Annotated in this window: 19 protein-coding genes and 1 pseudogene; 12 read left to right on the top strand and 8 right to left on the bottom strand. The window is 60.0% G+C overall.

The window, feature by feature from the left end; all coding sequences use genetic code 11:
* Positions 1–27: 27 nt before the first annotated feature.
* Positions 28–1,380 carry an MFS transporter gene (locus POF45_RS11915; RefSeq protein ID WP_409077903.1) on the bottom strand — a complete coding sequence of 451 codons (1,353 nt, stop codon included), beginning with the start codon at positions 1,378–1,380 and terminating at the stop codon, positions 28–30.
* Positions 1,381–1,714: 334 nt separating this feature from the next.
* Here POF45_RS11915 and quiC point away from each other — a divergent pair, with 334 nt between their 5' ends.
* Positions 1,715–3,616 carry a 3-dehydroshikimate dehydratase QuiC gene (quiC, locus tag POF45_RS11910; protein ID WP_282315736.1) on the top strand — a complete coding sequence of 634 codons (1,902 nt, stop codon included), beginning with the start codon at positions 1,715–1,717 and terminating at the stop codon, positions 3,614–3,616.
* Positions 3,617–3,717: 101 nt separating this feature from the next.
* Complete coding sequence (locus tag POF45_RS11905; RefSeq protein ID WP_259496803.1) at positions 3,718–4,395, top strand: TetR/AcrR family transcriptional regulator; 678 nt, start codon at positions 3,718–3,720, stop codon at positions 4,393–4,395.
* A 75-nt stretch (positions 4,396–4,470) separates the two neighbouring features.
* Here POF45_RS11905 and POF45_RS11900 read toward each other — a convergent pair whose 3' ends face one another.
* Together POF45_RS11900 and aroQ are read right to left on the bottom strand one after the other, a co-directional pair.
* Positions 4,471–5,325: a shikimate dehydrogenase gene (locus tag POF45_RS11900; protein WP_259496801.1), complete on the bottom strand. Its 855-nt coding sequence runs from the start codon at positions 5,323–5,325 to the stop codon at positions 4,471–4,473.
* A complete protein-coding gene (gene aroQ / locus POF45_RS11895) occupies positions 5,322–5,771 on the bottom strand; it encodes a type II 3-dehydroquinate dehydratase (RefSeq protein ID WP_259496800.1) in 450 nt (149 codons plus the stop codon). Before aroQ ends, POF45_RS11900 begins: the two co-directional genes overlap by 4 nt.
* Positions 5,772–6,089: 318 nt before the next feature.
* On the opposite strand from aroQ, the pseudogene POF45_RS11890 reads away from it, so the two are divergent.
* Both POF45_RS11890 and POF45_RS11885 read left to right on the top strand, forming a co-directional pair.
* Positions 6,090–6,517: pseudogene (locus POF45_RS11890) on the top strand (DUF4160 domain-containing protein).
* Positions 6,514–6,960: a DUF2442 domain-containing protein gene (locus POF45_RS11885; protein WP_282315734.1), complete on the top strand. Its 447-nt coding sequence runs from the start codon at positions 6,514–6,516 to the stop codon at positions 6,958–6,960. The pseudogene POF45_RS11890 and the gene POF45_RS11885 overlap by 4 nt, the downstream one beginning before the upstream one ends.
* Before the next feature lie 57 nt (positions 6,961–7,017).
* Here the strand turns inward: POF45_RS11885 and trmA are convergent, their stop codons facing one another.
* Together trmA and POF45_RS11875 are read right to left on the bottom strand one after the other, a co-directional pair.
* Positions 7,018–8,097 (bottom strand): tRNA (uridine(54)-C5)-methyltransferase TrmA, encoded by a 1,080-nt coding sequence (trmA, locus tag POF45_RS11880; protein WP_282315733.1) that lies wholly within the window; start codon positions 8,095–8,097, stop codon positions 7,018–7,020.
* On the bottom strand, positions 8,094–9,389 hold the full coding sequence (locus tag POF45_RS11875) for an NCS2 family permease (protein WP_282315731.1): 1,296 nt from the start codon (positions 9,387–9,389) through the stop codon (positions 8,094–8,096). The genes trmA and POF45_RS11875 overlap by 4 nt, the downstream gene beginning before the upstream one ends.
* Before the next feature lie 207 nt (positions 9,390–9,596).
* On the opposite strand from POF45_RS11875, the gene POF45_RS11870 reads away from it, so the two are divergent.
* From POF45_RS11870 to POF45_RS11850, 5 genes are all read left to right on the top strand, one after another.
* Positions 9,597–10,055 carry a YolA family protein gene (locus POF45_RS11870; RefSeq protein ID WP_259496794.1) on the top strand — a complete coding sequence of 153 codons (459 nt, stop codon included), beginning with the start codon at positions 9,597–9,599 and terminating at the stop codon, positions 10,053–10,055.
* Between the two features lie 66 nt (positions 10,056–10,121).
* On the top strand, positions 10,122–10,673 hold the full coding sequence (locus tag POF45_RS11865) for a DJ-1 family glyoxalase III (RefSeq protein ID WP_259496792.1): 552 nt from the start codon (positions 10,122–10,124) through the stop codon (positions 10,671–10,673).
* 114 nt (positions 10,674–10,787) lie between these two features.
* Complete coding sequence (locus tag POF45_RS11860) at positions 10,788–11,321, top strand: (2Fe-2S)-binding protein (protein WP_282315730.1); 534 nt, start codon at positions 10,788–10,790, stop codon at positions 11,319–11,321.
* Positions 11,318–12,304 carry an FAD binding domain-containing protein gene (locus tag POF45_RS11855; RefSeq protein WP_282315729.1) on the top strand — a complete coding sequence of 329 codons (987 nt, stop codon included), beginning with the start codon at positions 11,318–11,320 and terminating at the stop codon, positions 12,302–12,304. The genes POF45_RS11860 and POF45_RS11855 overlap by 4 nt, the downstream gene beginning before the upstream one ends.
* Complete coding sequence (locus POF45_RS11850; protein WP_259496789.1) at positions 12,304–14,505, top strand: xanthine dehydrogenase family protein molybdopterin-binding subunit; 2,202 nt, start codon at positions 12,304–12,306, stop codon at positions 14,503–14,505. The genes POF45_RS11855 and POF45_RS11850 overlap by 1 nt, the downstream gene beginning before the upstream one ends.
* Here POF45_RS11850 and POF45_RS11845 read toward each other — a convergent pair.
* Entirely contained in the window at positions 14,502–15,740 is a 1,239-nt protein-coding gene (locus POF45_RS11845; RefSeq protein ID WP_259496788.1) for an MFS transporter, read from the bottom strand. The genes POF45_RS11850 and POF45_RS11845 overlap by 4 nt on opposite strands.
* 510 nt (positions 15,741–16,250) lie before the next feature.
* Between POF45_RS11845 and POF45_RS11840 the strand changes: the two genes are divergently transcribed.
* From POF45_RS11840 to POF45_RS11830, 3 genes are all read left to right on the top strand, one after another.
* Positions 16,251–17,687: a cytochrome ubiquinol oxidase subunit I gene (locus POF45_RS11840; RefSeq protein ID WP_282315728.1), complete on the top strand. Its 1,437-nt coding sequence runs from the start codon at positions 16,251–16,253 to the stop codon at positions 17,685–17,687.
* 3 nt (positions 17,688–17,690) lie between these two features.
* Entirely contained in the window at positions 17,691–18,698 is a 1,008-nt protein-coding gene (gene cydB / locus POF45_RS11835; protein WP_259496786.1) for a cytochrome d ubiquinol oxidase subunit II, read from the top strand.
* Between the two features lie 67 nt (positions 18,699–18,765).
* On the top strand, positions 18,766–18,933 hold the full coding sequence (locus POF45_RS11830) for a DUF2474 domain-containing protein (protein ID WP_259496785.1): 168 nt from the start codon (positions 18,766–18,768) through the stop codon (positions 18,931–18,933).
* 59 nt (positions 18,934–18,992) lie between these two features.
* Here POF45_RS11830 and POF45_RS11825 read toward each other — a convergent pair whose 3' ends face one another.
* Together POF45_RS11825 and POF45_RS11820 are read right to left on the bottom strand one after the other, a co-directional pair.
* Complete coding sequence (locus POF45_RS11825; protein WP_259496784.1) at positions 18,993–20,117, bottom strand: methyltransferase; 1,125 nt, start codon at positions 20,115–20,117, stop codon at positions 18,993–18,995.
* 183 nt (positions 20,118–20,300) lie between these two features.
* Positions 20,301–21,014: a helix-turn-helix transcriptional regulator gene (locus POF45_RS11820; RefSeq protein WP_259496783.1), complete on the bottom strand. Its 714-nt coding sequence runs from the start codon at positions 21,012–21,014 to the stop codon at positions 20,301–20,303.
* Positions 21,015–21,282 lie beyond the last annotated feature (268 nt).

The following is a 21,282-nucleotide window of genomic DNA, read 5'->3' as shown; positions in this document are numbered from 1 at the left end:
TCCCACAGGGGGATTGTGTTGGGTTTTTCAGTCGGTGACGGTCGGGATCTTGCGTGGGGCCATGAAGTACATCCAGATCAGCGCGATGAAGTACATCGCCGGGATCAGGGTGAACAGCACCGTGTAGTTGTTGTTGGTCACGGTCAGAATGTGGCCGACGATCTGGGTCATGAACATCCCGCCGATAGCCGCGCACATGCCGCCGAAGCCGAACACCGTGCTCATCATGTGTTTGGGTGTGTAGTCCATCACCAGGCTCCAGATGTTCGCGGTCCAGGCCTGGTGCGCGCCGATGGCCAGGGAGATTGCAGCCACGGCGACCCACAGGTTGCTGGAACCGGCAGCCATGACGACGCCGATGATGCAGCAGGCAAACAGCAGCATCGACATCAACCGCGCCTTGATCGGGTTGAGCCCGCGACCGATCAGGAACGAAGACAGAATCCCGCCGCCAACGCTGCCGAAATCCGCCGTGACATAAATGATGATCAGCGGGATGCCCATCTGGGTGACGTTGATCCCCAGGTTGTACTGCTGATTGAGAAACGGCGGCAGCCAATAGAGGTAGAACCAGAACACCGGCGCGGTCATCGAATAGGCAAGGGCGAAGGCCCAGGTGCCGCGCATGCGCAGGATTTTCGAGAACGGCACGCGGGCCTGTTCCGGTTCGATTTCTTGCTGAATGTAATCCAGCTCCGACTGTTTGACGCTGGGATGATCTTCCGGGTTGAAGTACTTCAAACCCCAGAACAGCAGCCAGATTCCGCCCAGTGCCGACATGCACAGGAACGCCGCCTGCCAGCCCCACACATGCAGAATCAGCGGCAGCAGCATCGGCGTGAACATCGCCCCGACGTTGGTCCCGGCGTTGAAGATGCCGGTGGCCACGGCGCGCTCGCCGGCCGGAAACCACAGCCGTGTGGTCTTCACGCACGCCGGGTAATTCGCTGCTTCCGTCAGGCCGAGAATAAAGCGGCAGACCATGAAGCCCAGCGCCGAAGTCGCCAGGCCATGGGCGCCGGTGGCCACGCTCCACAGCAGCACGGCGCAGAAGAACACACGCTTGACGCCGACCCGGTCGATCAGCCGGCCCTGCAACACGAAGCCGATCGCGTAGCCGACCTGAAACCAGAAGTTGATGTTGGCGTAGTCCATCGCCGTCCAGCTCATTTCCTTGGCCAGGATCGGCTGCATGACGCCGAGGGCGGCGCGGTCGATGTAGTTCAGGGTGGTGGCGAAAAACACCAGCGCCAGCATGCCCCAACGGGTTTTTCCGACCGCCAGGGCGCCGCGGATCTTGTCGCCGATACCGCCGCTCGCGACGTTCATGGCAGGTGCCAGGGAGGAGCGCTCCAGGCGAGAGCTTTGAGAAGGAGTCATGTGTGCCACCCGATTTTTGAAATTTTTATGTGGTGTTCTGGGTCAGTCAATTAACCGAGACCGGCGGTTCACGACCGGACTCAATGTGCTGCCGATGGTGCGCAGTGGACGAAAAATCGTCAATTCGCCCCTTGCCATTGTGTTCGATAATCGCCCATAAAACTAACTGACTGGTACACTTTGCAGCAGTCCCGGCCAATAATTTCCCCCAGAAAAACGCTACCTCCGTAGGCGCTGCGACACACTGCGATCTTCTGATTTCATTTTCAGGATCAACAGTTCTCAGTCTTCGGCAGCGCCTGCAACAGCGTGCAATCATCGGGAGTCGAACTGTATGCAGCGTTCCATCGCCACTGTTTCCTTGAGCGGCACCCTGCCGGAAAAGCTCGAAGCCATTGCCGCCGCCGGGTTCGACGGGGTGGAGATATTCGAAAACGACCTGCTGTACTACGACGGCAGCCCCCGTGAAATCAGGCAGATGTGTACCGATCTGGGGATCGCCATCACGCTGTTCCAGCCGTTCCGTGACTTTGAAGGCTGCCGCCGTGATCGCCTGCCGCGCAACCTGGAACGCGCCGAACGCAAGTTCGACCTGATGCAGGAACTGGGCACCGATCTGGTGCTGGTGTGCAGCAATGCGTCGCCCGATTGCGTCGGTGATGAACGCATTCTGATCGATGATTTGCGGCTGCTGGCCGAGCGTGCCGGGGCCCGCGGGCTGCGTATTGGCTATGAAGCGCTGGCCTGGGGCCGTCACGTCAATACGTATCAACAGGTGTGGAACATCGTGCGTCAGGCCGATCATCCGAGCCTCGGCGTGTTGCTCGACAGTTTCCACACGCTGTCGCTCAAGGGCGACCCGCATGCCATCGCTGACATTCCCGGTGACAAGATCTTCTTCGTGCAGATGGCCGATGCACCGATCCTGGCCATGGACGTGCTGGAGTGGAGCCGGCACTTTCGCTGCTTCCCGGGTCAGGGTGAATTCGATCTGGCCGGGTTTCTCGCGCCGATCATCCAGAGCGGCTACACAGGGCCGTTGTCCCTTGAAATCTTCAATGACGGTTTTCGCGCCGCGCCGCCTCGGGCCAACGCCGCCGATGGTTTGCGCTCGTTGCTGTACCTGGAAGAGAAAACCCGTCAGCGTCTGGCGCAACTGGCTATGCCTGCGGCCAATGTCGATATTCTGTTCGAGACGCCCAAGGCCAGTGAGTACAACGGCATCGAGTTTCTGGAGTTCGCCGTCGATGAAAGCCTTGGGGCCAAGCTCTCTCACTGGTTGGAGCGCCTGGGTTTTGTGAAGGCCGGGCAGCATCGTTCCAAAAGTGTCAGCCTGTTCCGCCAGGGCGATATCAACCTGATCCTCAATTGCGAACCGTATTCGTTTGCCCACAATTTCTTCGAGGCTCACGGCCCGTCGCTGTGCGCCACCGCCGTGCGGGTCAAGGACAGCGCCAGCGCGCTGGCCCGTGCCGTGGCCTACAAGGGCCAGCCTTATCGTGGGCTGGTCGGCCCCAATGAACTGGAACTGGCGGCAGTGCGTGCCCCGGACGGCAGTCTGATTTACCTGGTGGATCAGCAGGCCGACGTCTATGGCACCGACTTCAATCTGCAACCAGCGGCGCAGATCAGCGGCGGCCTCAAGCGCATCGACCACATGGCCATGGCGCTGCCGGCAGACAGCCTCGACAGTTGGGTGCTGTTCTATAAAAGCCTGCTGGATTTCGAAGCGGACGACGAGGTGGTGCTGCCTGATCCGTACGGTCTGGTGAAAAGCCGGGCGCTGCGCAGCCGGGACAATTCGATCCGCTTGCCGCTGAACATTTCCGAGAACCGCAACACCGCGATCTCACACGCGCTGTCGAGTTATCGCGGCTGCGGGGTGCATCACATCGCTTTTGATTGCGACGACATCTTTGCCGAAGTCAGCCGGGCGAAAGAGGCGGGCGTGCCGCTGCTGGATATTGCGCTCAACTACTACGATGACCTGGCGGCGCGTTTTGACTTCGACGATGAGTTTCTCAGCGAGCTGGCGTATTTCAACGTGCTGTATGACCGCGATCCTCAGGGCGGCGAACTGTTTCATGTGTATACCGAGCCGTTCGAGGGCCGTTTTTTCTTTGAAATCATCCAGCGCAAGAACGGCTATGCCGGCTACGGGGCCGCAAACGTGGCGGTGCGACTGGCCGCGATGGCAAAATCGCGCAATGGCGTCGTTCGTCAGGCAAAGTTGTAGGAAATTCGTAAACGTGGCGTGAAACCGGGGCTCTGCGGCTTCCTTCACTGTGCGGTGCGGCCCATAATCGCCGCCTGTGCAGTGATGGCCGTGAGCCCGCAATGACAACAATTTCAGAACTCCCCGTTGCCCCCGACGAACCGATTGTCGAGCCTCGCAAGAGTCGCAAGAACAACCCGGAAAAGACCCGCGAGAACATCCTTCAAGAAGCCATTGTCGAGTTTGTTCAGCAGGGCCTTTCTGGCGCCCGGGTCGATGCAATCGCCGAGCGTATCCACACCTCAAAACGCATGATCTATTACTACTTCGGCAGTAAGGAACAGCTGTATATCGAGGTGCTGGAGAAGCTTTACGGCGATATCCGCACCACCGAAAACCGCTTGCACCTGGCCGAACTGGCCCCGGTCGAGGCGATTAGGCGGCTCGTGGAGTTCACCTTCGATCACCATGACCGCAATGTCGATTTCGTGCGTATCGTCAGCATCGAGAACATTCACAACGCCGAGTATGTGAAGCGCTCCGATGCGATCAAGGCGATGAACAACACCATCCTCGACTCACTGGGCGTGATTCTGGCTCGCGGTGTCGAAGAGGGCGTGTTCCGCACCGGGCTTGAGCCGCTGGATGTGCATTTGCTGATCAGTTCGTTCTGCTTCTACCGCGTGTCGAACCGCCACACCATTGGCGAGATTTTCCAGATCGAACTGCCGGACGAGGCGATCAAGCAGCGTCATCGTGCGATGATTTGCGAGTCGGTTTTGCGTTATCTGCAGGCCTGAGCCGATAGCGCTTCTGTGGCGAGGGAGCAAGCTCACTCGCCACAGGTTATTCGTTGTCCGTGCTGTCTTTGCGGCTCAATCACTCATGCTCTGAAAGTGCGTCAACATCCGTTGCGCATCCGGCACCACGCCGCTGAACAGTTCAAACGCCTTCACTGCCTGAAACACTGCCATGTTGCCGCCATCCAGCGTGCGGCAGCCCAAGGCGCGGGCATCGCGTAGCAGTTCGGTCTCCAGCGGGAAATAAACAATCTCCGCCACCCACAACTCAGCCCGCAACAATTCCACCGGCACAGGCGTTCCCGGCAATTTCTTCATGCCCATGGGCGTGGTGTTCACCAGGCCGTCAGCCTGGGCCAGGGTATTCGCCAGGTCACAGCCGGCCATCGCCCGGCCAGCCCCGAAATGCTGATTGAGGTTGTTCGCCAACGACTGCGCCCGAGCGTTATCCACATCAAAAATACTGAGCTGCTGTACGCCTTCGCTAAGCAACGCGTGGGCCACCGCCGCGCCTGCGCCCCCAGCGCCCATCTGGACTACACGTTGGCGGGCGACGTCCGGCAATCCCCGGCGAAAACCTTCGGCAAATCCCAGGCAGTCGGTGTTGTGGCCGATGCGTTTGCCGTTCTTGAGCACCACGGTGTTCACCGCACCGATGCCTCGCGCCTCTGGGGACAATTCATCCAGTATCGGGATGATCGCCTGTTTGCACGGAAAGGTGATATTCAAGCCGGTGAAGTTCATGCGCTCGGCGGCCATCAGCAGATCGGGGAGTGCCATGGCGTCGAGTTGCAAACTGTCCAGATCGATCAGCCGATAGAGGTAACGCAGGCCCAGGGCATCGCCCTCGTGCTCGTGCAATGCCGGTGTGCGCGAGGCCTGGATACCGGCGCCGATCAGCCCGGCCAGTACCACGGTATTGCAGGTCATGTCGCGTTCCCCTTCAGGCATTGGCTGAAATGCGCCAGCGCCAGGCGATAACCATGGCTGCCGAAACCGCACATCACCGCCGTGGCGATGGCCGAAACGAAGGAGTGATGACGGAACGGTTCGCGGGCGTGGACGTTGGACAGGTGCACTTCGATCACTGGCAATTGGCTGGCAACCAAGGCATCGCGGATCGCCACTGAGGTGTGAGTCCAGGCAGCCGGATTGATGACAATCCCGGCACAACGGCCGCGGGCACCGTGAATCCAGTCGAGCAATTCGCCCTCGTGGTTGGTCTGGCGAAACTCCACCGCCAGACCAAGCTCTTGCGCGGCCCGGCCGCACAGAGCTGAAATGTCGGCCAGGGTTTCGTGGCCATAGGTGGCCGGTTCACGTGTGCCGAGCAGGTTCAGGTTCGGGCCGTTGAGCACCAGAACGATAGGGGGCATCGGGAAATCTCCAGTTCTTATTGTTGGTGTCGGCTTGGGGTTTCAGCCTGTGGGGATAAATTGTACCAGGCGGTTACTTTGGTCAAATGAAGAGGTGATCGCGCGGATTTTTGTGTGCGGTGATCGGACGCTGCACTTTCCGACACCGTCGCACCGTCGGGCGGGCCTGAAAGGATTGCTCACCATTTTGTGCCGCGATTTGAAGGCCGTAATGCCTTCGAACGCTAGGCTCAAACTCAGGTGATTGTTTGAAACCGATTATCGGATTTCTACGGAATATCGAGTCATTTGACTTATTAACCTAACGGATGGGTTAGCATGAGGTTATTCAGCTACAAAGGGTTTCAATGGTCATCATGCTGCGCGATGAACACTGCCCGCCGCACACGCATGTCGACGCTGGTGCCTGGAGTGCGCGCTTCAAGTTCAGCTTCTGGCACAACGGTGTCGAGCTTTGGGACGTCGTTCCTCATTCACGCCGACCGCCCGCAGCAGTGCTTGAGGGATTGCGTCATGCGCTTCGGCAACCCGCGCATTTGCGACGTGCACGCAGCATCTGGTGGGGCAAATTGCAGACGGCCTGCCTTGATAATCAGTTATGGGATTGGCAGGCCAACGAAGTGGTGGTGATGCAAAGGAGGGAGACCCTAACCTACATGATTGGCTCGGCGTGTTATGAGCCGAAGGAGAACAAGACACGACTGGCCCTGATCGGAGCACCGGAGGGCGTGGAGATAGCACTATGAAAACGGTAAAGGCAAAAATGCAGGTGGATCGGCCAGTGACCGAAACGTTACTGGATGAGGCAATTGAACGCGGTCAGGTACGCCACACATGCGCTGTGCAGGCAACGACGGTAACGTTGCTGGACTCATGCCTGGTCGTGCGTTTCGAGGATGGCAGCGGCGTGTTGCTGCCGGTGAAGCGCTACCCGGAATTCGCGGGTTTCAAGGCCGAAGATTTTGCCGGCCTGAAGGTCGGTTTTTCCGGTACTGCACTGTGTCATGACACGCGGGATGTGCATGTCTCCATCGCCGGGATGATTTCGGCGAGCGAGTCGCTGATGACGGTGGCGGCGTCGGTCATCGCTTCTCGCAATGGTCGCCAGAGCAGTGCCGCGAAGGCCGAGGCTGCGCGGGCCAACGGCAAAAAGGGCGGGCGCCCGCGCAAGGTTGGGGTTGCCCTGTAAATGGCGCCCACAAAAAAGCCGTCACATGGACGGCTTTTTTGTGGGCGGCAACTGCAATCAACGCCGAGTCAGCAACACCCCGGATTCCATGTGGTGAGTCCATGGAAACTGGTCGAACATCGCGCATTGGGTAATGCGGTGGGTGTCATGCAGTTGGGCGATGTTGGCCGCAAGCGTTTGCGGGTTGCAGGAAATGTAGAGGATGTTGTCGAAACGACGGGTCAGTTCGCAGGTGTCCGGGTCCATGCCAGCGCGCGGCGGGTCGACGAATACGCTACCGAACTCATAGCTCTTGAGGTCGATGCCGTGCAGGCGGCGGAACGGGCGCACTTCGTTCAGGGCTTCGGTCAGTTCTTCGGCGGACAGGCGCACCAGGGTGACGTTATCCACAGCGTTTTCGCTGAGGTTGCTCAGTGCGGCGTTGACCGACGTCTTGCTGATTTCGGTGGCCAGCACTTTGCGCACGCGGGTGGCCAGCGGCAGGGTGAAGTTGCCGTTGCCGCAGTACAACTCCAGTAAATCGTCGCTGCGATCGCCGAGGGCGTCGTAAGCCCAGTTGAGCATTTTCTGGTTCACGGTGCCGTTCGGCTGGGTGAACGCGCCTTCGGGCTGGCGATAGCTGAACGTACGACCACCGACTTCGAGCTTCTCGACCACGTAATCGTGACCGATCACTTCGCGCTTGCCCTTGGAGCGGCCGATGATGCTGACGTTCAGCTCGGCTGCCAGTTTGGTTGCCGCGGTGTGCCAGTGTTCGTCCAGCGGGCGGTGATAGCACAAGGTGATCATCGCATCGCCGGCCAGGGTGGTCAGGAACTCCACCTGGAACAACTTGTGGCTCAGGGCTGCGCTGGCTTTCCAGGCGGCCTTGAGCTGCGGCATCAACTGGTTAATGCGCAGGCTCGCAATCGGGAATTCTTCGATGAGGATCGGCGTGCGTTTGTCTTCCTGGGAAAACATCGCGTAGTGACGTTCGCCGGCTTCGCGCCACAGGCGGAACTCGGCGCGCAGGCGAAAGTTCTTCAACGGCGAATCAAAGACGGCCGGTTGCGGCGCATCAAATGGGGCCAGCAGGTCACGCAAGCGCGTGACCTTGTCTTCGAGCTGAGCGGCGTAGGCCTGGGAATCAAAAGTCATGCGTTGAACCAACCCAACTTGATCACGAACAGAATCGACAGAATGACCAGCGCCGGGTTCAGCTCACGGGCACGACCGGACAGCAACTTGATCACAGTCCAGGAAATGAAACCGAACGCGATGCCGTTGGCGATGGAGTAGGTGAACGGCATCGCCAGGGCGGTGACAACGACGGGCGCTGCGACGGTGATGTCTTCCCAGTCTATTTCCGCCAGACCGGACGTCATCAGCACCGCGACAAACAGCAATGCCGGTGCGGTAGCGAATGCCGGAATGCTGGACGCCAGCGGCGAGAAGAATAGCGCCAGCAGGAACAGAATCGCCACGACCACGGCGGTCAGGCCGGTACGGCCACCGGCACTGACGCCGGCTGCGGATTCGATGTAGCTGGTGGTGGTCGAGGTGCCCAGCAGGGAACCGGCCATGGCCGCGGTGCTGTCGGCGATCAGCGCCCGACCCATTTTTGGCATGTGGCCGTCCTTGCCCATCAGGCCGGCGCGCTTGGCGACGCCGATCAGGGTGCCGGAGTTGTCGAACAGATCGACGAACAGGAAGGCAAAAATCACGCTGACCAGACCGATGTCCAGTGCGCCTTTGATGTCCAGTTGCAGGAAGGTCGGGGCCAGCGAAGGTGGCATCGACATCACGCCGCCAAACGGGGTGAAGCCCATCGCGATGGAAACGATGGTCACCGCGAGAATGCCGATCAGCACCGCGCCGCGTACTTTCAGCGCTTCGAGGGCAACGATCAGCGCGAAACCGAGGGTCGCGAGAATCGGTGCCGGTTGCTTCAAGTCACCGAGGCCGACCATGGTCGCCGGGTTACTGACCACGATGCCGGCGTTATGCAGGGCAATCAGCGCCAGGAACAGGCCGATACCGGCGGCAATCGCCGAACGCAGGGGCAACGGGATGCTGTTGATGATCCATTCGCGGATGCGGAAGATCGACAGCAGGAAGAACAACACGGCGGAGATGAACACCGCACCCAGCGCCACTTGCCAGGTGTGGCCCATGTGCAGGACCACGGTGTAGGTGAAGAAGGCGTTCAGGCCCATGCCCGGTGCGAGGGCGATCGGGTAGTTGGCGATCAGGCCCATGACCGTGGAGCCGATGGCGGCCGCCAGGCAGGTGGCGACGAACACCGCACCCTTGTCCATGCCGGTCTCGCCGAGGATGCTCGGGTTGACGAACAGAATGTAGGCCATGGCCAAAAAGGTCGTGATGCCCGCCAGAATCTCGGTCCGCACGTTGGTGTTGTGGGCCTTTAGTTGAAACAGCCTTTCCAGCATGTCTGCTCCCCGTGGCGCGCAGTGCGCCGTGAATGTATCGACCTCAACAGCAAAGCACAGACGGCCAGAGGCGCCCGGGAATTTTCTGTGTGTCGGAAAAAGCCGCGCATCATACCAGCAGCGTGGGGCAATGGCTGCGATCGTCGGCGATGTTTTGCGTCAAAGCCAAGTACGCCATACTGCGAGCCTGTTTTGAGGGGAGTCATCATGGATTGCAACAAGCGCAACATCATTCGGTCGCTGGGTCTTTTTGTCGTGCTGCTGTGCGGTGCGCCGCTTGCAATGGCCGCGTCGGCGCCGCCCCTGACCCACGTCCAGGTGCTCAAGGTGCAGTCGGCGGCGTGTGGCATTGAAAATATTGCCGACGGTCAAGCGCAGACGACCTGCGACCACGGCGGCGCGAACATCAAGGTGTATGTGCTGGAAATGGGTTATGGCCGCGTACCGCATGCGTCCCTCGACGGTTTCAGTCTCGACGGGATGCAAACCAAGGTCTGTGCCTACGACAACGGCAATCCGACCGAGTGCTCGGGTGCGGCCACCAGGATCGTCGGCACGCTTTATATTTTTGATCTGGGCGGCTATCAGGGAGGGACGTTCACCTTCAGCAACACCTCGATCAACGCGCCGGGCAATACGCTGGCGACGCAGCTTTACATCAAGTAACGGCCGGCTCGAACAGGCGTCGGGAAAGCTGACTACGCTTCAAGGATCATCCTGCGGACCACGCTTATGACCTTTAGAGCCTTGATTACCCTTGCCGAGGGCATCGACGACCTGCAATGCGTGACGCTGATCGACGTCCTGCGCCGCGCCAAGGTTGAAGTGGTGGTGGCCAGCGTCGAGGCGCGGCGCATGTTGACCTGCGCACGCGGTACCCGCCTGACGGCCGATGCGATGCTGGTCGACGTACTGGCCCAGCCGTTCGACCTGATCGTCCTGCCGGGCGGTGCCGTCGGCGCGCAACACCTGGCCGCCCATCATCCCTTGCAACAACTGCTCAAGGACCAGGCCGCCGCCGGGCGCCTGTTCGCTGGCATCGCCGAAGCCCCCGCGCTGGCCCTGCAAGCCTTCGGCGTGCTGCGGCAACGGCGCATGACCTGCCTGCCCACTGTCAGTCATCAACTGTCGGGCTGCACCTTTGTCGACCAACCGGTGGTGGTCGATGGCAACTGCATCACCGCCCAGGGCTCGGGCGCGGCGTTGCCGTTTGCGTTGATGCTGGTGGAGCAGTTGTGCGGTAAAGCCACACGGGCGATGGTGGCGGGGGAGCTGCTGGTTTAGCGCCAGCTTGCCGCAGATCAATTCCCTTGAACGCTCATCCCACCCCGAAGTCGTACCCCTTATGACGGCGGTTTTCCAAAACGCCGCGAATGTATGACCAACCGTGAGGTGTTTATGAGCGCGACCACTCTCGACGCTGCGCCGTCGTTATTCACCCGTCATTCGTTACATTTGACGCTCAACGGTCAGGCCCGCGAGCTTGAGGTGTTGCCCTGGACCACGCTGCTGGATCTGTTGCGAGAGCAGCTGGACCTGATCGGCACCAAAAAGGGCTGCGATCACGGTCAGTGCGGCGCTTGTACGGTGTTGCTCAATGGCAAGCGGGTCAACGCCTGCCTGACGCTGGCGGTGATGTGCCAGGGCGCCGAGCTGACCACGGTGGAAGGGCTGGCCGAGGGTGACGAGCTGCACCCGATGCAGCAGGCCTTCATCAAACACGATGCGTTTCAGTGTGGTTATTGCACGCCGGGGCAAATCTGCTCGGCGGTCGGATTGGCCAATGAAGGACGGGCGCAAACCAGCGGGCAGATTCAGGAGCTTATGAGCGGTAATCTGTGCCGCTGCGGCGCCTACAGCAACATTCGCGATGCCATCGAAGAGGCATTGCCCGCGTGCCGTCAGCGCAGTGGGCAAGGGGGCGGTCAATGAATCCTTTCCAGTACAGCAAACCCGACTCCGTGCAGAGTGCGATTCATCTCGTGGGGCCGGCGTCACGGTTCATTGCCGGCGGTACGAATCTGCTGGATTTGATGAAGGAAAATCTCACCCGCCCCGAGCATCTGATCGACATCACGGGGCTGCCACTACGCGAGGTGACAGCAACGGCAAAGGGCGGACTGATGATCGGCGCGCTGGTCAGCAATGCTGATCTGGCCTGGCATCCGTTGATTGAACAGCGCTACCCACTGTTGTCCCAGGCGATCCTGGCCGGCGCTTCGCCGCAATTGCGCAACATGGCCAGCACCGGAGGCAACTTGCTGCAACGCACCCGTTGCTATTACTTCTATGACGCCAATGTGCCGTGCAACAAGCGCGAGCCGGGCAGTGGCTGCCCGGCGCGAAATGGCCTGAACCGGATTCACGCAATCCTCGGCGCCAGTGAACAGTGCGTGGCCACCCATCCGTCCGATATGTGCGTGGCACTGGCGGCGCTGGAGGCCGTGGTCCATGTGCACGGTCGCGACGGTGCCAGAACTATCGAGTTCGCCGACTTCCATCGACTGCCCGGCGATTCTGCGGAACGCGACAACCACCTGGCCCACGATGAGCTGATCACCGCTATTGAATTGCCCGCCATCGGGTTTGCCGAACATAGCCATTACCTGAAGATTCGCGACAGGGCGTCCTACGCCTTCGCGCTGGTCTCTGTGGCCGCCGCGCTGGAAATGACCGGCCCGGTGATTCGCGAGGCGCGTCTGGTGTTGGGCGGCGTGGCGCATAAACCCTGGCGCGACAAGACGGTTGAAGGCTGGCTGGTGGGCAAGGTTGCCAGCCGGGAAGCCTTCAGCACTGCCGCCGATGCGCTGTTGAAAGACGCGCAGCCGCTCGAACATAACGCTTTCAAAGTCAAACTGGCGCACCGGGCCATTGTCCGCGCCTTGAGCGATGCAGCGCTGGGAGGGCAGGCCTGATGAACACCTTTACCCAACCCCTGGGCCAGCCGCTGGATCGGGTCGACGGTCGACTCAAAGTGACCGGTCAGGCCCGTTACGCCGCCGAGTTTCCCGAAGACCGCCTGCTGCACGGCAGCGTGGTGTCGAGCAGCATTGCCTGCGGTCGCGTGCTGCATATCGATGCATCGAAGGCGCTGGCGTTACCGGGTGTAGTCGCCGTGATCGATCACACCAATCGTCCGCACGTCGCCAGTTATGACAAGGACTATGAAGACGCCGACTCCGCCAAGGGGTCGCCGTTTCGTCCGTTGTACAACGATCGAGTGCTCTACAGCGGCCAACCGCTGGCGCTGGTGGTGGCGGACAACCTGGAGCTGGCGCGGTATGCCGGGTCGCTCGTGGAGATCGAATACGAAACCGAGCCGCATCAGACCGATCTGTTAGTCCTGCAGGAAGAAGCGCATTCGGCGCCTGCCGAAGTGCCCAAGCCCCGTGGGAATTTTCAGGGCGAGTTTGCCAGCGCGGCGATCAGCGTGGATGTGCACTACAGCACGCCCAGCGAACATCACAATCCGATGGAACCGCATGCCAGTACGGTGCTATATCAAGCGGATGGCAGCCTGCACATTCACGACAAGACCCAAGGGCCACAGAACTGTCAGTCATATGTGCAAAAGGTCTTTGGGCTGGAGAAGGCGCAGGTCAGGATCTTCGCCGCCTATGTCGGTGGCGCCTTCGGCTCCGGTTTGCGTCCGCAGTACCAGTTGCCGCTGGCGGTAATGGCGGCGCTGTCGCTCAAGCGTTCAGTGCGGGTGACGCTGACGCGCCAGCAGATGTTCACCTTTGGCTATCGGCCTCGCACCTTGCAGCGACTGCAACTGGGCGCGGCCCCCAATGGCCGCTTGCTGGCTCTGGCGCACAACGCTATCGCCCAGACCTCGCGTTTCGAGGACTTCACCGAACACGTCGTGGAATGGAGCGGTATGCTCTATCACTGCGACAACGTACAACTGACCTACAAAGTGCTGCCGCTGGACGTCTATACCCCACTGGACATGCGTGCCCCCGGCGCCGCATTGGGTGTGGTCGGGCTGGAATGTGCGATGGACGAACTGGCCTGCGCCCTGGCAATCGATCCGGTGCAACTGCGTTTGATCAACTTCGCCGAGCGCAATCAGAACGAAGACAAACCGTATTCCAGCAAGGAATTGCGCGAGTGCTATGCCCAAGGGGCGCAACGTTTTGGCTGGGACCAGCGTGATCCCGAGCCCCGGAGCATGCGTCAGGGGCGTCAACTGGTCGGTTGGGGCATGGCCGGCGGCGTCTGGGAAGCATTGCAAATGAAGGCCAGCGCCAAGGCTGTACTCGACCAGAACGGGCAACTGACGGTCAGCAGCGCGACCACCGATATCGGCACTGGCACCTACACAGTGATGACGCAAATTGCTGCTCAGGCGTCGGGCGTTTGCGCCAGGGACGTCAGATTTGTCCTCGGTGACTCCTCGCTACCCACCGCACCGCTGCAGGGCGGTTCGTTCACCGTCTCGTCGGTAGGGACGGCGGTGCAGCAGGCCTGCGAAGCCCTGAAAGACAAACTGCTGGCGGTGGCGCGGCAGACGTATCCGGCGTTCAGCGGTGTCACCCCGGAACAGGCGCTGTTCGAGAACGGTTACCTGTCTTTCGGCGAAGCACGGGTGAGCCTGGCTGAATTGGCCCGGGACAGCGGCGAAGAGACGATCGAAGTGCAGGTCGACAGTAAGCCTGATCCCAAACGCGACGGCTATGCCACGGCAACGCACTCGGCGGTGTTCGTTGAAGTGCTGGTGGATGAGGACCTGGGCACGGTGAAAGTCAGTCGAGTGGTCAGTGCGATTGCGGCGGGCCGCGTGGTGAATCCGAAGATGGCCCGCAGCCAGATCCTTGGCGGCGTGGTGTGGGGGATTGGCATGGCCTTGCACGAAGAAACCCAGACGGACCATGCGCTGGGCCGCAACATGAACCACAGCCTGGCCGAGTATCACATTCCGGTAAACGCGGATATTGGCGACATTGAGGTGATTTTCGTCGAGGAAAACGACGAAATCGTCAACGCACTGGGTTCCAAGGGCGTCGGCGAAATCGGTATCGTCGGTGTCGCAGCGGCGGTAGCCAATGCCGTGTATCACGCCACCGGCAAGCGGGTGCGGGACTTTCCCGTCACCCTCGACAAGCTGCTTTAGAGCCGGGTTTCTTCCGCGGGCACATGCATGCGGTCGCGGTTGGCCAGGGTCGGGAACAGCTTGATCCAGGTCCCCGTGACCAGCAGCGTGCCGATGCCGCCCATCACCACCGCTGGCACAGTGCCGAACCAGTGGGCAGTCACCCCGGATTCGAACTCGCCCAACTGGTTCGAGGCGCCAATGAACAGGCCATTGACCGCGCTGACCCGGCCGCGCATTTCGTCCGGGGTTTCCAGTTGCACGAAGGATGCACGGATCACCATGCTGATCATGTCCGCCGCGCCCAGCACCACCAGCACCGCCAGGGAAAACCAGAACGAGGTCGACAGCCCGAAGGCGATGGTCGCCACACCGAAGATGCCGACGGCGGTGAACATCACCCGCCCGACGTTGCGCTCAACGGCAAATCGCGCCAGGAACAGCGACATCAGCAGCGCACCCACCGCTGGCGCCGAACGCAGCAGCCCGAGGCCCCAGGGGCCGGTCAGCAGAATGTCCTTGGCGAACACCGGCAGCAATGCGGTGGCACCGCCGAGCAGCACGGCAAACAGATCCAGCGAAATGGCGCCGAGGATATCCGGACGGCTGCGAATGAACCGCACGCCTGCCAGCAATGAGTCCATGGTCGCCTTGTTCTTGTTCAGCGGCGTTTGCCGAGCGGGCAGGCTGAGCATCAGCGACAAGGCGATGACGTACAGAATCACCGTCGGCCCATAGACCCAGACACTGCCGAAGGCATAAAGCAAACCGCCGAGGGCAGGGGCGACGATGGTGGCGGACTGCTGCGCCGATTGCGCGGCGGCGACGGCGCGCGGGAACAAGGCCTGCGGGACGATGCTCGGCAGCAATGCCTGGGTGGTTGGCATCTCGAAGGAACGCGCGGCGCCGAGCAGAAACGCCAGGATGAAGATCATTTCCCGCGTGACATGGCCAGTTGCGCCGCCGATCGCCAGGGTCAGTGCAATCAGCGCCTGCAACGACTGACAGATCGCCGCGACCTTGCGCCGGTCATAGCGGTCGGCGACGTGCCCGGTGTGCAGCATGAACAACACGCGTGGGGCGAACTCCACCAGACCGACCAGACCCAGGTCGAGCACGTTGCCGGTCAGTTGATACAGGTTCCAGCCGATGGCCACGGTGAGCATCTGAAAACCACTGGCGGTAAACACCCGGGCCAGCCAGAACGCGATGAAAGGGCGATGATGACGTAACAACAGGGGCGGCTGGCTGGGCATCGGACGGCGGGTCTTGGGCGAGGGGAGGCGTTCGAGATTATCACCAAGCTGTAACCAGAAGTTGCGAGGCTGGGAAATATAGTTAGCTAGACACCGATCCTCAAAACACCTTTATTTCCCCTGTGGGAGCGAGCAGGCTCGTGAAGGCGTGAGTCAGTGGCATCCAAGGGGTCTGACACACCGCCTTCGCGAGCAGGCTCGCTCCCACAAGGGTTTTATCTGTCAGAGAAAATGTATTTCAGTTCATGACCAAATCGCTGAGGCAACCTGTCACGCGGCAATAGACCACACCGCTCATTGGCAAAAACCGGACTACTCTTTCAACGTTGCTTGATCCAGATCAATACCTTTGCGGGAACCTGATCCGGCGGCCATGAGGCCAGACTCCCCACGTTGTGATGGTTTTAAAAAAGAACGAATTGCAATTCGCCACACTCCATATCCGTGGGGGCAGAGTGGGTGCAGGGGCCATAAGCCTTGCAGCCGGTATTACCTGACAGAGGAAAACTTATGTTCGGTTTGGAGGCGCTCGATCTCGCCCGAATGCAGTTCGCGTTCACCATCTCGTTCCACATCCTGTTCCCGGCCATCACCATTGGCCTGGCGAGTTACCTGGCGGTGCTCGAAGGCTTGTGGCTGAAAACCAAAAACGACACGTATCGCGATCTGTACCACTTCTGGTCGAAGATCTTTGCCGTCAACTTCGGCATGGGCGTGGTCTCCGGGCTGGTCATGGCGTATCAGTTCGGTACCAACTGGAGCCGCTTCTCGGACTTCGCCGGCGCCGTCACCGGGCCGTTGCTGACCTACGAAGTGCTCACCGCCTTCTTCCTCGAAGCCGGCTTCCTCGGTGTCATGTTGTTCGGCTGGAACAAGGTCGGACGCAGGCTGCACTTCTTCTCCACGGTCATGGTGGCCATCGGCACGTTGATCTCGACTTTCTGGATTCTCGCCTCCAACAGCTGGATGCAGACCCCGCAAGGCTTTGAAATCATCGACGGCCGGGTGATTCCGGTGGACTGGCTGGCGGTGATCTTCAACCCGTCGTTCCCGTACCGCCTGATGCACATGGCAACGGCTGCGTTTGTCGCGACGGCATTCTTTGTCGGTTCGTCGGCAGCCTGGCACTTGCTGCGCGGCAAGGACAATCCGGCTATCCGCACCATGCTCTCGATGGCCATGTGGATGGCCTTGATCGTGGCGCCGATCCAGGCGGTCATCGGTGACTTCCACGGCCTGAATACACTGAAGCATCAACCGGCGAAAATCGCCGCAATCGAAGGCCACTGGGAAAACCATGGCAGCGAGGCGACGCCGCTGATCCTGTTTGGCTGGCCGGACATGAAAGAGGAGAGAACCAAATTTGCCGTCGAGATTCCGTACCTCGGCAGCCTGATTCTCACCCACTCGCTGGACAAGCAAGTACCGGCACTCAAGGACTTCCCGCCTGAAGACCGGCCGAATTCGACCATCGTGTTCTGGTCGTTCCGGGTCATGGTTGGCCTCGGGTTCCTGATGATCTTCACCGGTCTGTGCAGTCTGTGGCTGCGCAAGAGCGACAGGCTGTATACGTCGCGGCCGTTCCTGTACCTGGCGTTGTGGATGGGGCCATCGGGTCTGATCGCGATCCTCGCCGGCTGGTTCACCACCGAAATCGGCCGTCAGCCATGGGTGGTGTACGGCTTGATGCGCACGGCGGACGCGTCGTCCAATCACAGTTTCATGCAGATGAGCATCACCCTGGTGCTGTTCGTCGTGGTCTATTTCGCGCTGTTCGGTGCCGGTCTTGGCTACATGATGCGCCTGGTGCGTAAAGGGCCGAAGATCGACGAAGGCAAGGAAACCAACGATGGTGGTCCAGGCCAGAAACGTACGCCGGCCCGTCCGCTGTCCGCCGCCGACGACGAGCACAGCGATGCCGACCACACCGTGACCAAGGAGATTTGAATCATGGGTATTGATCTTCCGCTGATCTGGGCCGTGATCATCATCTTCGGCATCATGATGTACGTGGTCATGGACGGCTTCGACCTGGGGATCGGGATTCTCTTCCCGTTCATTCCAGGCAAGACCGACCGTGACGTGATGATGAACACCGTGGCACCGGTCTGGGACGGTAACGAAACCTGGTTGGTGCTGGGCGGTGCCGCATTATTCGGCGCCTTCCCGCTGGCCTATTCGGTGGTGCTCTCGGCGTTGTATCTGCCCCTGATCTTCATGCTGATCGGCCTGATCTTTCGCGGGGTTGCATTCGAGTTCCGCTTCAAGGCCAAGGATGACAAACGTCATCTGTGGGACAAGGCCTTCATCGGTGGTTCGGTCGCCGCAACGTTCTTCCAGGGCGTGGCGCTGGGGGCGTTCATCGACGGCATTCCGGTGGTCAACCGCCAGTTCGCCGGCGGTTCGCTGGACTGGCTGACGCCGTTCACCCTGTTCTGCGGCCTGGCGCTGGTGATCGCCTATGCCTTGCTCGGTTGCACCTGGCTGATCATGAAGACCGAAGGCAAGTTGCAGGAGCAGATGCACAATCTGGCACGGCCGTTGGCGTTCGTGGTGCTGGCGGTGATCGGCATCGTCAGCATCTGGACACCCTTGGCCCACGCTGAAATTGCGGCGCGCTGGTTCACCTTGCCGAACCTGTTCTGGTTCCTGCCAGTGCCGATCCTGGTGCTGGTGACCATGTATGGGCTGATTCGCGCCGTGGCGCGTAATGCACACTACACGCCGTTCCTGTTGACCCTGGTGCTGATCTTCCTCGGCTACAGCGGCCTGGGCATCAGCCTGTGGCCGAACATCGTGCCGCCGTCCATCTCGATCTGGGACGCCGCCGCACCGCCGCAGAGCCAGGGCTTCATGCTGGTGGGCACACTGTTCATCATTCCGTTTATCCTGGGTTATACCTTCTGGAGCTACTACGTGTTCCGCGGCAAGGTCACCCACGAAGATGGCTATCACTAGAGCGCCCCGAACCTGCTCGCGATGGCGTCGGCAGCGACGCCATCAACCTTGAAGAGGATTGCAGACAATGAACGGCAAACATTCCTTGCAGGAAATTGAAGCTGCCGAGAAAAAGCCGCTATGGCAGCGTCTTGGCTGGTTGGCAATGATCTGGGTCGGTAGCGTCGGAGCACTGTTTATCGTGGCCTCGCTGATGCGCATGTTCATGAACGCCGCGGGCCTGACTACGCACTGATGTGATGTGCGCCAACGTAAAAAAACCTCCTGTGGTGGAGGTTTTTTTTCGCCTGCGATTTATTTGCGGGCTTTGAGAATCACGAATTTCGGCGTGGCAGCCACTTGCTCGACACCCCGGAACAACCGCGCCAGCTTGCTGTGATAACCCAGATGGCGGTTGCCGACGATGTACAGCGCACCCCCCACGACCAGTGCCTCGCGGGCTTGCTGGAACATCCGCCAGGCAAGGAAATCGCCCACCACCTGCTGCTGGTGAAACGGTGGATTGCACAGCACCACGTCCAGCGATTGCGGCTCTTGCCCGGCCAGACCGTCGCCCGCACGCACAATCACTTCACGCTCGCCCAGCGCGGCACGCCAGTTTTCGGCCGCCGATTGCACCGCCATGTACGACTCGTCCACCAGTGTGTAATGAGCGTCAGGATTTTGCAGGGCGCTGGCGATGGCCAGCACGCCGTTGCCGCAACCGAGATCGGCCACTCGGGCTGCGCCGAGGTTCTTCGGCAGGTGCGGCAGAAATGCCCGGGTACCGATATCCAGCCCTTCACGGCAGAACACGTTGGCGTGGTTGAGCAGTTCGATGGCGGGTTCATCGAGACGGTAGCGCGAAGGGTAGGGCGATACCGCCGGCGTTTTGATTTCAGGCGTGGCGATCAGCAGCCGCGCCTTTTTTACCGCCAGCGAAGCTTGTACCGGGCCGATGTAGCGCTCCAGCAAATCGCCGGCAGCGCGTGGCAGGTGTTTGACCATCGCGGCTGCAACCACCTGCGCGCCGGGCGCCAGTTGACCTTGCAGACGGATCAATTGCTCTTCCAGCAACGCCAGGGTCTTCGGCACCCGGATCAACACCCGGTCAAACGGACCGACACAGATTTCGCTGGCCGGTATGCTCGGCACGGCGTCGAATGGCTGGCCGTTGCGGATCAAATTCTTTTCCAGTGCCTGCAATGCCAGGAACGAGTCGCTGCTGCTGGTTACTTGCACCTTGCCCGCCAAACTCGCTGCCAATGCGCCAAAACTGTCGTTGAGCACCAGCACACGGGTATCTGCAGTCGGCTGCTGTTCGGCCAGATGATTGAGCAGGTATTCATCTGCGGCATCGAAGGCTTGCAGCGGTTCGTTCTGCTGTTCGGGCTGGCGGATCAGATCAAGTTGGGCGAAGGCTGTTTCGAGCAAAGGCATGGGGCGGGGGGCTCTGGATAAACTACGAATGTCCCGCGGCCCGGGGGGGCGTTGTAGCGGGCGGAACCGGCCAGGCGGACGACGACGTGCTGTCGGGCACGTCACCACTCAGGCTGGATCGCAAATGGTACGTTTTTTTCCTTTGGATTGCCCGTGGGTTTTCCCTAGCCCCAACTCACTGCATCAGATGGCACCGGACCTGGCAGCCTTGATGACAGCGGCAATCTTGTTGTTGACGCCCAGTTTCTGGATGGCACTGTGCACATGGAAATTGACCGTGCGCTCGCTCAGGTTAAGGATGCGGGCGCTTTCGTAGGCGGTCTTGCCGTCAGCCGACAACTTCAGCACCTCTATTTCCCTGGGGGACAGGTGTGGTATTGGCGAGGCGGGTACCTTTTTGGGCAGCGTCTGCGTCACCAGTGCATGCAGATGGCGACTGATGAACACCGTGAAGCCAAGGTTTTCATAAAGCTCATAGGGTGTGATCGGGCAATGGCTTCGCGCCAGGCTCAGCATGCTGCACATACCGCTGTCCTCATCGATGATCGACTGCGACCAGCCATGCTGCACGCCCCGCTCCTGAAGTGCCTGCCACAGGTGCGGCGTTTTGGAGAAGATTTCCGGGCTCCACACAATCGGTAATGTCGATTGGCTGCAGTGGGCGACTACCGGGTCTATCGAGTTGAAGCCTTGTTTCTCATATTCGCTGTTCCAGTCATTGGGATAGTTATTGAGATTTATTTGTGTATAACGGGCCTCTGGTGTTTGGGAACTAGTCGTAAATGCACAAAACTTGAAACCGAGGTTCCTGAAGAAGTTGAGTGCAATCAGATAAGCGCAATTGACCTCGTTGGCATGGGAGAGTTGTTTTAGTTGGGACTCCTTCCACAATTCCATTTCGCTGTTCCTCTGCTTTTTCCGTGGGGGTGGCTGATTGGATCCAGGATCCAAGGTTCGAAAACAGTCACGGAAACGAGTGTAGGACGAATCCAACTTCGACGTTTTGAATTTTTTTCTATTTGTGAAGAGGTCGGTTGTATAGGTGATTCTTAAACTTTACAGAAGGGATGAACTGCACGCTGGATGTAGTCTGTAATGTAAGCATTAAAAGGCTTTAAATTGCGGATAAGCTGCGGTTTTCATTAAGATTGGGTATTGACTAAGC

It is taken from the genome of Pseudomonas fungipugnans, from assembly GCF_029955235.1.
Lineage (GTDB): Bacteria > Pseudomonadota > Gammaproteobacteria > Pseudomonadales > Pseudomonadaceae > Aquipseudomonas > Aquipseudomonas fungipugnans.
Note: the sequence above shows the minus strand (reverse complement) of the source record. Positions and strands in the feature narration are given on the sequence as shown.

What these genes read in the sequence shown, in the direction of transcription:
- POF45_RS11915 (WP_409077903.1), bottom strand. Translation starts at nt 1,380, where the DNA reads ATGACTCCTTCTCAAAGCTCTCGCCTGGAGCGCTCCTCCCTGGCACCT.
- quiC (WP_282315736.1), top strand. Translation starts at nt 1,715, where the DNA reads ATGCAGCGTTCCATCGCCACTGTTTCCTTGAGCGGCACCCTGCCGGAA.
- POF45_RS11905 (WP_259496803.1), top strand. Translation starts at nt 3,718, where the DNA reads ATGACAACAATTTCAGAACTCCCCGTTGCCCCCGACGAACCGATTGTC.
- POF45_RS11900 (WP_259496801.1), bottom strand. Translation starts at nt 5,325, where the DNA reads ATGACCTGCAATACCGTGGTACTGGCCGGGCTGATCGGCGCCGGTATC.
- aroQ (WP_259496800.1), bottom strand. Translation starts at nt 5,771, where the DNA reads ATGCCCCCTATCGTTCTGGTGCTCAACGGCCCGAACCTGAACCTGCTC.
- POF45_RS11885 (WP_282315734.1), top strand. Translation starts at nt 6,514, where the DNA reads ATGAAAACGGTAAAGGCAAAAATGCAGGTGGATCGGCCAGTGACCGAA.
- trmA (WP_282315733.1), bottom strand. Translation starts at nt 8,097, where the DNA reads ATGACTTTTGATTCCCAGGCCTACGCCGCTCAGCTCGAAGACAAGGTC.
- POF45_RS11875 (WP_282315731.1), bottom strand. Translation starts at nt 9,389, where the DNA reads ATGCTGGAAAGGCTGTTTCAACTAAAGGCCCACAACACCAACGTGCGG.
- POF45_RS11870 (WP_259496794.1), top strand. Translation starts at nt 9,597, where the DNA reads ATGGATTGCAACAAGCGCAACATCATTCGGTCGCTGGGTCTTTTTGTC.
- POF45_RS11865 (WP_259496792.1), top strand. Translation starts at nt 10,122, where the DNA reads ATGACCTTTAGAGCCTTGATTACCCTTGCCGAGGGCATCGACGACCTG.
- POF45_RS11860 (WP_282315730.1), top strand. Translation starts at nt 10,788, where the DNA reads ATGAGCGCGACCACTCTCGACGCTGCGCCGTCGTTATTCACCCGTCAT.
- POF45_RS11855 (WP_282315729.1), top strand. Translation starts at nt 11,318, where the DNA reads ATGAATCCTTTCCAGTACAGCAAACCCGACTCCGTGCAGAGTGCGATT.
- POF45_RS11850 (WP_259496789.1), top strand. Translation starts at nt 12,304, where the DNA reads ATGAACACCTTTACCCAACCCCTGGGCCAGCCGCTGGATCGGGTCGAC.
- POF45_RS11845 (WP_259496788.1), bottom strand. Translation starts at nt 15,740, where the DNA reads ATGCCCAGCCAGCCGCCCCTGTTGTTACGTCATCATCGCCCTTTCATC.
- POF45_RS11840 (WP_282315728.1), top strand. Translation starts at nt 16,251, where the DNA reads ATGTTCGGTTTGGAGGCGCTCGATCTCGCCCGAATGCAGTTCGCGTTC.
- cydB (WP_259496786.1), top strand. Translation starts at nt 17,691, where the DNA reads ATGGGTATTGATCTTCCGCTGATCTGGGCCGTGATCATCATCTTCGGC.
- POF45_RS11830 (WP_259496785.1), top strand. Translation starts at nt 18,766, where the DNA reads ATGAACGGCAAACATTCCTTGCAGGAAATTGAAGCTGCCGAGAAAAAG.
- POF45_RS11825 (WP_259496784.1), bottom strand. Translation starts at nt 20,117, where the DNA reads ATGCCTTTGCTCGAAACAGCCTTCGCCCAACTTGATCTGATCCGCCAG.
- POF45_RS11820 (WP_259496783.1), bottom strand. Translation starts at nt 21,014, where the DNA reads ATGGAATTGTGGAAGGAGTCCCAACTAAAACAACTCTCCCATGCCAAC.